Below are 14,010 nucleotides of genomic sequence, written 5' to 3'. Positions count from 1 at the left end.
TATTTATATATTAATTTTTTGCTTTTAATATATGTATTTTATTATTTTTAACAATCTGTATAAAGTGTTCTTTATTACTTGATGCAGGGGTTTTATTAGGTGTTGGGGGGGCGTATTCCTGGTGGCGTTCTGATGAAAATAATATCATCAGCAATTTCCGCCAATTCGTCTATGTATTTCTCAATATTATTTAATTCATTTATTGGTAACGAGTTGCTGTATTTTTGTTTATCATAAAATGGCTCTTGATATATATTGTCACTATAGTTATCAAATGGTTTGGAATATGTACCTTTTTCGGTATTTGTTATTACTGCTTTCATTGATTTGTAGATGGATTCTGGTGAACTATTAACGTCATGATACATTGATTCGTAGGTAGGTTCTGCTGGGCCATTAACATCATCATTTATTGATTCGTAGATAGGTTCTGCTGGGCCATTAACATCATCATTTATTGATTCGTAGATAGGTTCTGCTGGGCCATTAATATCATCACTTATTGATTCATAGATATGTTCTTGTGAAGCATATAATTCATTATTTATTGGTACGTATGATGATTTTCCAACGCTATAAATACTATTATTTATTATGTTTTCTTCTACTTTTGCTGTATTTATTTTCTTCAGTAATGCATTTATTCCTTTGCTTTTTTTATTAACCAACTTTGAATTCTGTTCAGTGAGTATTTTATTTAAATTATTTAAATCATTGATTGCGTTTGTTTTACACCCTTGACTACAGCTAAGAGGTGAGTTTTTTATTTCTTTCATTAAGTTATATAACTTTTTGGCACTTTGGGATGTTACCTTTTTCTGGTCCACTGCAGTGCTATGAATGGTTCTAATTTCATGTTGTACTCTTTCCATAGATATACTCATGGTTTTATCCTCTAATATTCTGAATTTTAGGCGTTGACTATACTATGAGAGTATCTGGTCACATTCTGTAATAAATAGCGTTTTATCGGTTAGTTAAATAGTGTTTGTCATCGTCGATTTCTAAATCACGCTTTGTGCTTTTGTTCATTTCTGGCTGGTAGGCAAAATGTCTTGATGAAACCTATGACTGTTGGTGGTTTTGCCGCTGCTTTTCTGATTTGTCATAAAACTGTCATATTTCATACATTTTTCTGTCACTAAACTGTCCTATTTTCCCTCCTGCACCATACTTAATCTGATGAAAACAATTTTGAGTTTGATACCTATATCCCATTAGGAGGGATTATGAGACTGATGCGTACCACCGTAGCCAGCATTGTGGCAGCGACTTTATCTATGACAACTGTGTCCGCGTTCGCTGCTGCAAGCCTGACGGGTGCAGGTGCGACATTCCCCGCGCCGGTGTATGCCAAGTGGGCAGATTCTTATCAGAAAGAAACAGGTAACAAAGTGAACTATCAGGGGATTGGTTCTTCGGGTGGCGTAAAGCAAATCATCGCCAATACCGTTGATTTCGGTGCCTCTGATGCGCCGCTGTCTGACGACAAGCTAGCGGCAGACGGTTTGTTCCAGTTCCCTACCGTTATTGGTGGTGTGGTGCTGGCAGTCAACCTGCCGGGCGTGAAATCCGGTGAATTGACGTTAGACGGCAAAACGCTGGGCGATATTTATCTGGGCAATGTGAAAAAGTGGAATGACCCAGCTATTGTTAAATTGAACCCAGGCGTAAAACTGCCGGATCAAAATATTGCAGTGGTTCGTCGTGCCGATGGTTCAGGTACTTCATTCGTTTTCACCAGCTATCTGGCTAAAGTGAATGCGGAATGGAAAGAAAAAATCGGTGCTGGCTCTACGGTTAACTGGCCAACCGGTTTAGGCGGTAAAGGTAACGACGGCATTGCTGCTTTCGTTCAGCGTTTACCGGGTTCTATTGGTTATGTGGAATACGCTTACGCCAAACAGAACAATCTGGCTTACACCAAACTCATTGGTGCTGATGGTAAAGCCGTTAGCCCAACGGAAGAAAACTTCAGTGCAGCGGCGAAAGGCGTTGATTGGAGCAAAACATTCGCTCAGGACCTGACTAACCAGAATGCTGAAGGCGCGTGGCCAATTACTTCTACTACCTTCATTTTGTTACACAAAAACCAGAAAAATGCTGAAAAAGGCACTGAAGTCCTGAAATTCTTCGACTGGGCTTACACCCACGGCGCAAAACAGGCCAGCGAACTGGATTATGCAACCTTGCCAGCCGAAGTGGTTGAGCAGGTACGTGCAGCCTGGAAAACGCAGATAAAAGACAGTTCAGGCAAAGCATTGTTCTAAGCTCGATAGAAACGAATAAAGCAGTAAAAAACTGTAATTGGTTCCATTAATTGTCCCTCCCCGTGTGGGGAGGGAAATAACACCCGGATGAGAAGAGAGTCTATGGCTGGTTATAAGCCGACTATCAAAGCACCGAGCAAGCACGGTGACATCATATTTGGCGCGCTGGTAAAACTGGCTGCGTTAATAACCCTATTCCTGCTGGGCGGGATCATTATTTCCCTCATTGTTGCCTCCTGGCCGAGTATCGAAAAATTCGGTTTTGCCTTTCTGTGGACCAAAGAGTGGGACGCTCCGGCCGAGCAATTCGGGGCGCTGGTACCGATTTACGGTACGGTGGTCACTTCGTTAATTGCGTTAATTATTGCCGTTCCCGTTAGTTTTGGTATTGCGTTATTCCTGACAGAGTTGGCACCAAACTGGCTGAAACGCCCGCTGGGCGTCGCTATTGAGCTGCTGGCGGCTATCCCAAGTATCGTTTACGGCATGTGGGGCCTGTTTGTCTTTGCGCCGCTGTTTGCCAAGTATTTTCAGGAACCTGTCGGTAATGTCCTTTCAGGTATTCCGATCGTTGGCGTGCTGTTCTCTGGCCCGGCGTTCGGCATCGGCATTTTGGCTGCCGGTGTGATATTGGCCATTATGATTATTCCTTACATTGCTTCCGTTATGCGTGATGTCTTTGAACAAACGCCGGTGATGATGAAAGAGTCTGCCTACGGCATTGGCTGCACCACTTGGGAAGTGATTTGGCGTATTGTGCTGCCCTTCACCAAGAATGGGGTGATCGGCGGCGTTATGTTGGGGCTGGGGCGCGCGCTGGGGGAAACCATGGCAGTGACCTTTATCATCGGTAATACCTACCAACTCGACAGCTTCTCACTGTTTATGCCGGGCAACAGTATTACCTCTGCGCTGGCCAATGAGTTTGCCGAAGCTGAATCTGGCCTGCATACCGCAGCCTTGATGGAGCTAGGGTTAATCCTGTTCGTCATCACCTTTATTGTTCTGGCATTGTCGAAGCTGATGATTCTGCGTCTGGCTAAGAAAGAGGGGCGCTAATATGACCACTATGGATATGCAAACTAACGCAGCCTTGCTGGAAACTCGTCGCAAGAAACAGGCGTGGCGCCGTCAAAAGAACCGCCTCGCGCTGATTTTATCCCTGGCGACCATGGCTTTTGGCCTGTTCTGGCTGGTGTGGATTCTATTTTCCACAATTACCAAAGGCGTAGACGGTATGTCTTTGGCGCTGTTTACCGAAATGACGCCGCCGCCGAATACCGCTGGTGGTGGGCTGGCTAACGCCATTGCCGGTAGTGGACTCCTGATTCTATGGGCCACGGTTATCGGTACTCCGCTGGGCATTATGGCCGGTATCTATCTGGCTGAATATGGGCGCAAATCGTGGTTGGCGGAGATCATTCGTTTTATCAATGACATTTTGCTATCTGCGCCGTCGATTGTGGTTGGTCTGTTCGTTTACACCATTATTGTGGCGAGAATGGAGCACTTTTCCGGCTGGGCAGGGGTTATTGCGCTGGCGCTGTTACAGGTGCCTATTGTGATACGAACCACGGAAAACATGCTGAAGCTAGTACCGGATAGCCTACGTGAAGCGGCCTACGCCTTGGGAACACCTAAATGGCGCATGATTTCTGCAATTACATTGAAGGCGTCAATCTCCGGCATCCTTACCGGCGTACTGTTGGCTATAGCCCGTATCGCCGGCGAAACGGCACCGCTGCTGTTCACTTCGCTCTCCAATCAGTTCTGGAGTACCGATATGAGCCAGCCGATAGCCAACTTACCGGTTACCATATTTAAGTTTGCCATGAGTCCTTTTGCCGAATGGCAACAGTTGGCCTGGGCCGGTGTGCTGCTGATTACCCTGTGCGTTCTGCTATTGAATATTCTGGCGCGGGTTATTTTCGCGAAGAAAAAATACTGATACGTCACCCAAATTCAAAAGCGTAGCTTAGGCTGCGTTAGCTAAAAGAGAGAAGTCTTGATGAGTATGGCTACTGAGACCACCAACAGCAAAATTCAGGTTCGCGATTTGAACTTCTATTACGGTAAATTCCATGCGTTGAAGAATATTTCGTTGGATATTGCTAAAAATCAGGTCACGGCTTTTATCGGCCCATCAGGCTGCGGCAAATCAACCTTGCTGCGCACCTTTAACAAGATGTATCAGCTGTATCCGGATCAGCGTGCAGAAGGTGACATTCTGCTGGATGGCGAAAATATCCTGACGGATAAGCAAGATATCGCTCTGCTGCGCGCCAAGGTCGGTATGGTATTTCAGAAACCGACGCCGTTCCCGATGTCGATTTACGATAACATCGCTTTTGGCGTGAAACTGTTTGAAAATCTGTCCCGCGCCGATATGGATGAGCGGGTGCAGTGGGCGCTGACCAAAGCGGCGCTGTGGAATGAAACCAAAGATAAGCTGCATCAGAGCGGTTACAGTCTGTCCGGCGGCCAGCAGCAGCGTCTTTGCATCGCGCGCGGTATCGCTATTCGCCCTGATGTATTACTGCTGGATGAGCCTTGCTCGGCGCTAGATCCTATCTCTACCGGGCGTATTGAGGAGCTGATCAGCGAGCTGAAGTCTGACTATACCGTGGTGATTGTGACCCATAATATGCAGCAGGCGGCGCGTTGCTCAGACCATACGGCATTTATGTATCTGGGTGAGCTTATTGAGTTCAGTGATACAGACACCCTGTTTACTGCGCCACAGATGAAGCAGACGGAAGATTACATCACCGGCCGCTATGGTTGATTGCCTGACTGATTAGGCTATTACACTGACCCTGCGGGTTAATTTGGTCGAAGATTGACTTTCGGCCAGAGCGCCCGCAACGGGATCGCGTTCATTACGCCTATTGGGATAGGCTTATACGTACGGGAAGTATTATGGATAACCTGAATCTGAATAAACATATCTCTGGCCAGTTCAACGCTGAGTTGGAGCATATCCGTACCCAGGTGTTAACCATGGGCGGCATGGTCGAGCAGCAATTGACCGATGCTATCACCGCGATGCATAACCAGGATGGTGAACTGGCAAAGCGAGTGATTGAAGGCGATAAAAAGGTCAATATGATGGAAGTGGCGATTGATGAAGCCTGCGTGCGCATCATCGCTAAACGTCAGCCTACCGCCAGCGATTTACGTTTAGTTATGGCGATCATCAAAACTATTTCCGAACTGGAACGAATTGGCGACGTAGCGGACAAAATTTGCCGCACGGCGTTGGAGAAATTCTCCCACCAGCATCAGCCGCTGTTGGTTAGCCTGGAATCTCTGGGGCGCCACACGGTGCAAATGCTACATGACGTACTGGATGCCTTTGCGCGTATGGATCTGGACGAAGCCATCCGAATTTATCGTGAAGATCGAAAGGTAGATCAGGAATACGAAGGCATCGTTCGTCAGCTAATGACCTATATGATGGAAGATTCTCGCACTATTCCCAGCGTGCTAACCGCTCTGTTCTGCGCTCGTTCCATTGAGCGTATTGGCGATCGCTGCCAGAATATCTGTGAGTTTATTTTTTACTTCGTCAAAGGTCATGATTTCCGTCATTTGGGCGGGGACGATCTGGAAAAATTGCTTTCCGAAGGTAAAAAGTAACGCTATCGGCCCGGTTCTCCGGGCTTTTTATTGCCCCAAACGCTGACTCCCCGCCCAATATACTCAAAATTCCTCGTTTGGTTAAAATGGTTATAAATATAGCGTTTTATATTATTTCCTGACCTAAGAACAAATTGATAGCTTATAGCCAATGCAGCACATCAATCACTTAGGAGCTATCCATGAAACACCAGGCGATCACATTAACGCTGTTGGCCAGTTTGGCTACGCTTTCCGGCATGGCTCACGCCGATAAACTGGATGATATTAAACAGGCTGGTGTGGTGCGAATTGCGGTTTTTGATAGCAATCCTCCGTTTGGCTATATCGATGAGCAAAGTAAAAAGCTGGTGGGCTACGATGTGGATGTGGCGAATGCGATAGCGAAAGATTTAGGCGTAAAGCTAGAGCTAAAGGCAACAAACCCAGCTAACCGCATTCCGCTATTAGCATCGAAAAAAGTTGATTTGATCGCTGCCAACTTCACCATTACCGATGAACGTGCTAAGCAAGTGAACTTTAGCCTGCCTTATTTTGCCACGGGACAGAAATTCATAGCCCGCAAAGGGGTACTAAAAACGCCGGAAGACATCGGAAAACTGCGTATCGGCGCGGATAAAGGTACGGTACAAGAAATTACCCTGCGGGAGCGTTATCCCACAGCTAAAGTGATTTCCTACGATGATACGCCGCTGGCTTTCACCGCTTTGCGTAATGGTAACGTTCAGGCTATTACTCAGGATGATGCCAAATTAGTTGGGTTATTGGGTAACGTCCCCGCCGCGCAAAAAGCTGATTTTGAAATATCTCCGTTCAGTATTACCAAAGAATACCAAGGCATCGGGATTCCTAAAGGTGAGGATCGTCTGACTGCAGTGGTAAATCAAACGTTGGAAAAACTGGAGAAAGACGGTGACGCGGTGAAGATTTATAACCACTGGTTCGGGCCGGAAACCAAATCTGCCCAGCCGCGCGGTGATTTTAAGTTTGCACCTTTGGATCAACAGCCTAAAGCCTGATTTTTTGCGATGATGCACTGAGCCTGGATGCCCCGTATTGATAGCCAATGCGGGGTTATTTGTTTTACGCAAGGGCGTTATTTGCAGGACAGGGAGAGTCGCGCCAAATGGATTTGAACGATAACCCGACGGGTACGGAAGTATATGAATTTTCATCGGTTAACTGATTGGTTGCTGGTTTCACCCTATATTGGCTGGCTATGGGACGGCTTTTTACTGACCCTATGGATCTCCGCCTGTACGGTCGTCGCTGCGACTTTGCTGGGTTTTGTACTGGCTGCAGCCAGAGACAGCCACCTAAAACTGCTTCTGTGGTTGGCAATCGCCTACAGTACGCTATTTCGCAATACTCCTTTGTTAATACAGCTTTTTTTCTGGTATTTCGCCGCCGGTCAGTTACTGCCTGCATTATGGATGCAGTGGTTAAATACACCCCATGAATTATCCTTGCCCGGATGGGGACTGCCCTGGCCTTCATTTGAGTTTCTGGCCGGATTTATTGGCCTGACTTTGTATTCCACGGCTTTTATTGCGGAAGAATTACGTGCGGGAATTAGCGGCGTCGCTAAAGGGCAAAAAAATGCTGCTCACGCTCTTGGGTTAACGGGTTGGCAATCCATGCGTTACGTCGTTTTGCCACAGGCGCTAAAAATAGCTATGCCGCCGTTATTGGGGCAATACATGAATATAATCAAGAACTCATCTTTAGCGATGGCGATCGGCGTCGCGGAACTTTCTTATGCATCTCGTCAGGTTGAAACTGAAACTTTACGCACCTTTCAGGCCTTCGGTGTCGCGACTCTGTTGTATATCTCGGTTATTGCGTTGATTGAGGCTTGGGGAATGTGGCGTCAACAGCGATTGATTGCGCGAGGGCATTAAGATGGATTTTACGATTATTGCGGATAACTGGCGCTATTTGTTGTGGGGAACGTTCCCCGATGGCCCATTAGGCGGCGCGGCGCTGACGCTGGCGATTAGCCTGATGGCGGGAGCGGCGTCGGCAGCTCTGGGGATTATTCTTGGTGTAGCGCTGGCGATGTCGCGGGGCGTATGGGGCGGAATACTGGCGGCGGTTTTAGGGTTTTTCCGTGCTATCCCCGTTATTATGCTGATTTTTTGGACCTATTTTTTACTACCGATCGTTTTTGGCGTAGATATTCCGGAAATTACCACCGTGGTGTGTGCGCTGGCGCTGATTGCCTCGGCCTATCTGGCTCACGCGGTAAAAGCGGGCATTCTAGCGATAGGAGAAGGCCAATGGCAAGCGGGGTTATCCCTCGGATTTAACCGTTGGCAGGTATTGGCTTACGTGGTTTTACCGCAGGCGCTGCGCATGATGGTGCCGTCGTTTATCAATCAATGGATCTCATTGATAAAAGATACTTCGCTGGCCTATATAGTTGGCGTGAATGAACTGACATTTCTGGCTACTCAGGTTAATAATCGCAGCATGGTGTACCCGATGGAGGTATTCCTGTTCGTTGCCCTGATTTACTTTGTTTTTTGTCTGACTTTGGATGTATCGGCCAACGTTATCAATCGCCGTTTCAGCCCGCAAACGCGGGCAATTAAACGAACATGGCGCTGGTGGAGGAATAAACCGGCGCTGTCTGCCAGCTAATTTTTCGTCAGTTTCCAGCCTTTTAGCTGCCATAACTCAGGAAGTTGCTGCATATAGTAAAAAGTGGTGACTAATGGATGATCGATTGGCTGGTTATGGGGATCGGCGCAATAGTAAAAAACCGGTATGCCCGCCGCGATGCCGGCCTGAGCGCCTGCCAGCGAGTCCTCGACTAAAATACAGGCTTCAACGGGAACCTGCATTTTATTGGCCGCGTGGTGAATCAAGGCGGGATCGGGTTTCCAGCGCTGAATGTCGTAGCCACTATATAAATGATTAGCGAAGAAATGGCGTAAATCTGTCAGTCCCAGTGAGTGCTCCATCTTACTGACCGGTCCGTTAGATACCACACAGACTGGCACATTTATTTTTTTTAACAGTGAGTTAGCGCCGGTAATAGGTTGCAATTCACTGTCAAACAGCCGCGCGACTTCCTGTCGATATATTCTCTCCATTTCAGTAACTGGCTGATTTAAATGATATTCATCGCTGACACACTCAATAATTTCATAGAGTTTTATGCCCTTGAAGCGCTTAATGACGCTTTCCAGAGAAAGGTGAATACCATAATGGGCAAAAAGTAGCACATAGGCTCGGCAACATAGCACTTCGCTGTCTACTAATGTTCCGTCGCAATCAAACATGACGCATTGAATCTGAGACATAGCACCAATCCTTGCTGTAAAAATCGCTTAAACCCACTTTAACGTCACGGATTAATATTGCGACGTTTATTGTCATGATTAGCGTAGTAATTAATAACAAATTTAATAAATACAGTCGATTGAGTAAGAAAATCGTCAAAATCAGCGGTTTTTTTTAAGTGGAGTAGCCGTAAAAACGGGGCTATTTGATACAAACCTCTGCGAAAAATAGCTAAAAAAGAGTGTGATCCGGCTCAACATTGACGCGTTTTGTTATAGGATAGCAGCCGACTATTCACCCCCTATTGTGGACTCTGATAATGAGTAAACCAAACCTTGATGTTGAGCAGGGGATGCTCGAACGCGTATTTAAGCTAAAACAACATGGAACAACGGCGCGCACTGAGCTGATCGCCGGTATGACGACTTTCCTGACCATGGTCTATATCGTTTTTGTTAACCCCCAAATCCTAGGGGTTGCCGGTATGGATGTGCAGGCTGTTTTTGTCACTACCTGCTTGATCGCCGCTTTTGGCAGTATTTTAATGGGATTATTGGCGAACTTACCTGTTGCTTTGGCTCCCGCTATGGGGCTGAACGCCTTCTTCGCTTTTGTCGTCGTTGGCGCTATGGGTATTTCATGGCAGGTGGCGATGGGCGCTATTTTCTGGGGCGCAATCGGTTTCCTGCTATTGACCATTTTCCGCATCCGCTATTGGATGATTGCCAACATTCCATTGAGCCTTCGTGTCGGTATTACCAGTGGTATTGGTCTATTTATCGCGATGATGGGTCTGAAAAATGCCGGTATAGTGGTAGCAAATCCGGACACACTGGTCGCCGTGGGCGATCTGAGCTCCCACAGCGTCCTATTGGGAGCGCTAGGCTTCTTTATCATTGCGGTATTGGCTTCGCGTAATATCCATGCGGCAGTGCTGGTATCCATCGTTGTAACTACGCTGATCGGCTGGGCGTTGGGCGATGTGCAGTATCACGGTATTTTCTCCATGCCACCCAGCGTCACCAGCGTTGTTGGCCAAGTGGATATCGCCGGTGCGTTGAATCTGGGTCTGGCAGGCGTCATTTTCTCCTTTATGCTGGTTAATCTTTTCGATTCATCTGGCACGCTGATTGGTGTAACAGATAAAGCGGGTCTGACGGATGAAAACGGCAAGTTCCCTCGAATGAAACAGGCGCTTTACGTCGACAGTATCAGCTCTGTAGCAGGGGCGCTGGTAGGAACCTCTTCGGTAACCGCTTATATCGAAAGCTCCTCTGGTGTTTCCGTCGGCGGCCGCACGGGTTTAACCGCTGTTGTGGTGGGTATCCTATTCTTGCTGGTGATCTTTATCTCACCGCTTGCCGGGATGGTGCCTGCTTATGCGGCCGCTGGCGCGCTGATTTATGTTGGGGTTCTGATGACATCCAGCCTGGCTCGAGTGAAATGGGATGATTTAACCGAAGCGGTTCCGGCCTTTGTGACTGCCGCCATGATGCCATTCAGCTTCTCAATCACTGAAGGTATCGCTTTAGGCTTTATCGCATATTGCGTAATGAAGCTGGGCACCGGGCGTTGGCGTGAAATCAGCCCTTGCGTCGTCGTTGTGGCGTTACTCTTTGTGCTAAAAATTGCCTTTGTCGATCATTAATTATTTGATCGAGTAATAAAAATGGCCCCGAATCTGCAGAGATCGGGGCTTTTTTTATCCGGGTCTGATGCAAAATGGGGCTTACTTCACTCTAACTCGCTCAATATAAGCGCTGAACGCGGCGAGTTGTTTAGTCAGAAAATCCAAGGTTCCCTGATCGGTTAATTCTCTGCGCTCTTCATCGACTTTGCTCTGAATTACGCCGCCCATAAATTCTGGTTTATTCATCACCATAGCGTCGAGGAAGACCAAAATCTGGCGCAGGTGATATTGGCAGCGTGCGCCGCCGATAGGGCCCATTGAACTCGTTTGAATTAACACGGGTTTGCCAGCCAAGGGCTGGTTTTGTAGGCGAGAAAGCCAATCGATAGCGTTTTTCAAACCGCCGGGAACCGAATAGTTATATTCTGGTGTCACAATGATCACGCCATCGGCCTGGCGGATTTGCTCTGCAATGGCTTCTACGCTAGCTGGAATGCCATCTTCCTGTTGAACATCAGCATCATAAAGAGGAATATCGCGGATAGAAGGCAGGGCCTCGATAGTCACTCCAGCGGGAGCTAATTGCGGCAAGGCTTTGGCAACCATAGCGTTATAGGAACCGGAACGCAGACTACCCAGTAAGGTAACAAGTTTAAGCGGCTGCTGTGACATGACTCACTCCTGTTAATTGGTGAAATAATATTGTCTTGAACTAGATTAGGCTTGCTTACTCGAATTAAACAATAGGTATTTGTCTGCTTATCTTGCTGAATATCAATAAAAATATCGCTACCTAAGAGTGACTTGGTGTAAGGCTTGGGTTTGATAATAAAAAGGGTCATGCTGTTTCTATCGTACTAATAATAATCTAAAAAAACGTTAATTGGCTTGCAACAGTAGAGCTGTATTCTTTGAGCAAAATGGATGTCTATAACTTAGTAACTTAGTAACTTAGTAACTTAGTAACTTAGTAACTTAGTAACTTAGTAACTTAGTAACTTAGTGCAGCCATCAATAACTTCAATCAGGAAAGGTTGGATTGAGAGAGTTTACTCATTGATATTGCCATCAAAACAAGGCTCCTCGGTGGATGTAACTGAAGAATACTCAGTTATCCCGGCTATTAGATCCAGTGGGAGAAATGAAGAAAAACAAGGTTTTCTTAGCATGAGTAGATGAGACATTATCTAATGTTACACATATAAATAATGTGGTTATCTGGTTTTTTTAAGGATAATACCTCGGTTTAAACAGGTTAATAGCTCGAAATAAATATACTAATAAAGTAGGTTATTTCATTTTATATCGGAATAGATAACAAAGATGATTAAGTTTTGGGAGATTATTAATTAAATAAAGCAGAAAATTCCCACAGGCCAGACCAGATGAAGGTAGAGATAATTAACTTCTAAGTGTAAAGAATTATTTACTTTAAACTTTAACTTATTGTAAAAAAACAATTTAACTTAAGTCATTTTCTTGTTTTACTGTAAATAGATTAAAGTTTGATCTGAATCATAAAATCCCATATAATTTTCTCCTTAAAAGATATTAATTAAAAGGCTAAGGATGGAATCTTAATTAAGAAAGTAAATGGATTTTACAAATCGCTAATGGTTATTTAAAAGTAAAAACATAGGAGCTATTTAAAGCTCTTATTTCTTGTTTTTATCGAAAATTTTATTCTGGTTTTTTAAGTTATTTGTCATTGTTATCTCAGTACAGATTTATATCTGTACTGGAAAGTTGTTTTTGTCATAAATTATTTACGCTTTTATTTTGAAGTTTAAAAAATGGATATTTATTTTATTTGTCAAGGAGATGTAAATGAAAAGAAGGGTGGTTTTATCATTAATTACTGGGACGTTGATGTCTTTAAGTAGCACGACTTATGGGGTAACAAACGGAACGGTAAAATTTACCGGTAAAATTATGGAAACAACCTGTACCATTTCTGGCGGATCAGCACTTTCTGTCCCAATGGGCGCATTTTTAAAAAGCGAGATAAAAAATAAAGGCGATAAAGTTAGCGGAAGTGAGAGAGATTTCGATATTAAATTAACGGGTTGCCCGGTTGTTACTGGAGCTCCGGTTCTTATGTCTATCGCTTTTACCGGTACGGCAGATCTCGAGGACGACAAGTTGTTAAAATTAGATGCAACAGGCGCTGAAGGGATCGGTATAGGTCTTTACGACAAAGATGGAAATCAAATATCTTTAAATTCAGCTAGCTATGAATACCCGGATGCTATTAATAGCGCTAATGTAAACATTCCTTTTAAAGTCGCTTATGTCGCTAATGGTCAATCTGGCGTAGCAGGAAAGGCAGAGGCTACTCTAAACTTCGACATTTCTTATAAATAAAAATATAAATTAATTTTCATAAAAATTTATTCCCTGGCAGCAGGCGAATTGTGATGGCTATTTGCCAGGGATAATTAACACCATGGACAGTTGTTATGAAATCTAAAATAAATGATTTATTTAATTTGTGTCTTTTTATTAGGAAAATAACGTTGATATTATCAATGTTATTCATATATCCGGCTTGGGCAGGTGTCACCGTTGGAGGAACACGAGTTATCTATGATGGAAATAAAAAAGAGGCGTCAATCTCGGTAATTAATTCCGATGAAACAAAGCCTTATTTAATTCAATCCTTTATCAATAGCAATACAAAAGGTGAGAAACCTCCCTTTGTCGTGACGCCTCCATTATTTCGTTTGGATGCAGGTAAAGAAAGTACGCTCAGAATTGTGCGCACCGGTGGTCACTTACCGGAAGATAGGGAATCGGTGTTTTACCTGAATGTGAAATCTATTCCTTCGGTGCAAGAAAATGAACAAAGTACTTTATTAATAGCGGTTAAAACGAGGATCAAACTGTTTTACCGGCCTAAAGGCATCATTGGAGATGCGGAAGAGGCTTATAAATCATTGATGTTTCGTCGTATTGGTAACCAGCTTGAGGTGAAAAACCCCAGCAATTATTACGTCACTCTAGGACAAATTAGGGTTAATGGTAAAGCTTTGGCAGGCGCGGACATGATAGCTCCGCAGGGTGTTTCCCACTTCTTACTTCCATCGGGCTTAGCGGGTTGTGCCGTAAAGTGGAGCAGCATTAATAGCTACGGTGGTGTCAGCCCGGAGATCACTCAAAAACTGCGGTAAAAGGAAGATGAAC

General features: G+C 45.0%; 14 protein-coding genes. 11 read left to right on the top strand and 3 right to left on the bottom strand.

Features of this window, described 5'->3' with window-relative positions; all coding sequences use genetic code 11:
- Positions 1 to 95: 95 nt before the first annotated feature.
- Complete coding sequence (locus tag PL78_RS12560) at positions 96 to 884, bottom strand: hypothetical protein (protein ID WP_064515980.1); 789 nt, start codon at positions 882 to 884, stop codon at positions 96 to 98.
- A 345-nt stretch (positions 885 to 1,229) separates the two neighbouring features.
- Between PL78_RS12560 and pstS the strand changes: the two genes are divergently transcribed.
- The 8 genes from pstS (at position 1,230) to PL78_RS12520 (ending at position 8,552) form a co-directional block, all read left to right on the top strand.
- Positions 1,230 to 2,270: a phosphate ABC transporter substrate-binding protein PstS gene (pstS, locus tag PL78_RS12555; protein ID WP_064515978.1), complete on the top strand. Its 1,041-nt coding sequence runs from the start codon at positions 1,230 to 1,232 to the stop codon at positions 2,268 to 2,270.
- 102 nt (positions 2,271 to 2,372) lie between these two features.
- Positions 2,373 to 3,329: a phosphate ABC transporter permease PstC gene (gene pstC, locus PL78_RS12550; RefSeq protein WP_049597427.1), complete on the top strand. Its 957-nt coding sequence runs from the start codon at positions 2,373 to 2,375 to the stop codon at positions 3,327 to 3,329.
- A gap of 1 nt (position 3,330) precedes the next feature.
- Positions 3,331 to 4,218, top strand: a complete 888-nt coding sequence (pstA, locus tag PL78_RS12545) for a phosphate ABC transporter permease PstA (RefSeq protein ID WP_064515976.1) — start codon at positions 3,331 to 3,333, stop codon at positions 4,216 to 4,218.
- A gap of 60 nt (positions 4,219 to 4,278) precedes the next feature.
- The gene (gene pstB / locus PL78_RS12540) at positions 4,279 to 5,055 is read left to right on the top strand and encodes a phosphate ABC transporter ATP-binding protein PstB (RefSeq protein ID WP_064515974.1); all 777 of its coding nucleotides are present in this window, start codon (positions 4,279 to 4,281) and stop codon (positions 5,053 to 5,055) included.
- A gap of 134 nt (positions 5,056 to 5,189) precedes the next feature.
- Positions 5,190 to 5,909 carry a phosphate signaling complex protein PhoU gene (gene phoU / locus PL78_RS12535; RefSeq protein ID WP_049597424.1) on the top strand — a complete coding sequence of 240 codons (720 nt, stop codon included), beginning with the start codon at positions 5,190 to 5,192 and terminating at the stop codon, positions 5,907 to 5,909.
- A 182-nt stretch (positions 5,910 to 6,091) separates the two neighbouring features.
- Complete coding sequence (locus PL78_RS12530; RefSeq protein WP_064515973.1) at positions 6,092 to 6,928, top strand: ABC transporter substrate-binding protein; 837 nt, start codon at positions 6,092 to 6,094, stop codon at positions 6,926 to 6,928.
- A 144-nt stretch (positions 6,929 to 7,072) separates the two neighbouring features.
- Positions 7,073 to 7,810 carry an amino acid ABC transporter permease gene (locus PL78_RS12525; RefSeq protein ID WP_064515971.1) on the top strand — a complete coding sequence of 246 codons (738 nt, stop codon included), beginning with the start codon at positions 7,073 to 7,075 and terminating at the stop codon, positions 7,808 to 7,810.
- A gap of 1 nt (position 7,811) precedes the next feature.
- On the top strand, positions 7,812 to 8,552 hold the full coding sequence (locus PL78_RS12520; protein WP_064515969.1) for an amino acid ABC transporter permease: 741 nt from the start codon (positions 7,812 to 7,814) through the stop codon (positions 8,550 to 8,552).
- Here the strand turns inward: PL78_RS12520 and yieH are convergent.
- Positions 8,549 to 9,217: a 6-phosphogluconate phosphatase gene (gene yieH, locus PL78_RS12515; RefSeq protein ID WP_064515967.1), complete on the bottom strand. Its 669-nt coding sequence runs from the start codon at positions 9,215 to 9,217 to the stop codon at positions 8,549 to 8,551. The genes PL78_RS12520 and yieH overlap by 4 nt on opposite strands.
- A 299-nt stretch (positions 9,218 to 9,516) precedes the next feature.
- On the opposite strand from yieH, the gene PL78_RS12510 reads away from it, so the two are divergent.
- Complete coding sequence (locus PL78_RS12510; RefSeq protein WP_064515965.1) at positions 9,517 to 10,845, top strand: NCS2 family permease; 1,329 nt, start codon at positions 9,517 to 9,519, stop codon at positions 10,843 to 10,845.
- An 81-nt stretch (positions 10,846 to 10,926) separates the two neighbouring features.
- On the opposite strand, the gene PL78_RS12505 is transcribed toward PL78_RS12510, so the two are convergent.
- Positions 10,927 to 11,499, bottom strand: a complete 573-nt coding sequence (locus PL78_RS12505) for an NADPH-dependent FMN reductase (protein ID WP_064515961.1) — start codon at positions 11,497 to 11,499, stop codon at positions 10,927 to 10,929.
- Between the two features lie 1,155 nt (positions 11,500 to 12,654).
- On the opposite strand from PL78_RS12505, the gene PL78_RS12500 reads away from it, so the two are divergent.
- A complete protein-coding gene (locus PL78_RS12500; RefSeq protein WP_064515960.1) occupies positions 12,655 to 13,191 on the top strand; it encodes a fimbrial protein in 537 nt (178 codons plus the stop codon).
- Between the two features lie 95 nt (positions 13,192 to 13,286).
- A complete protein-coding gene (locus PL78_RS12495; RefSeq protein ID WP_235600968.1) occupies positions 13,287 to 13,997 on the top strand; it encodes a fimbrial biogenesis chaperone in 711 nt (236 codons plus the stop codon).
- Positions 13,998 to 14,010 lie beyond the last annotated feature (13 nt).

Origin of the sequence: Yersinia entomophaga (assembly GCF_001656035.1) — a bacterium.
GTDB classification, from domain to species: domain Bacteria; phylum Pseudomonadota; class Gammaproteobacteria; order Enterobacterales; family Enterobacteriaceae; genus Yersinia; species Yersinia entomophaga.
This window is presented reverse-complemented; position numbering and strand designations above follow the sequence as displayed.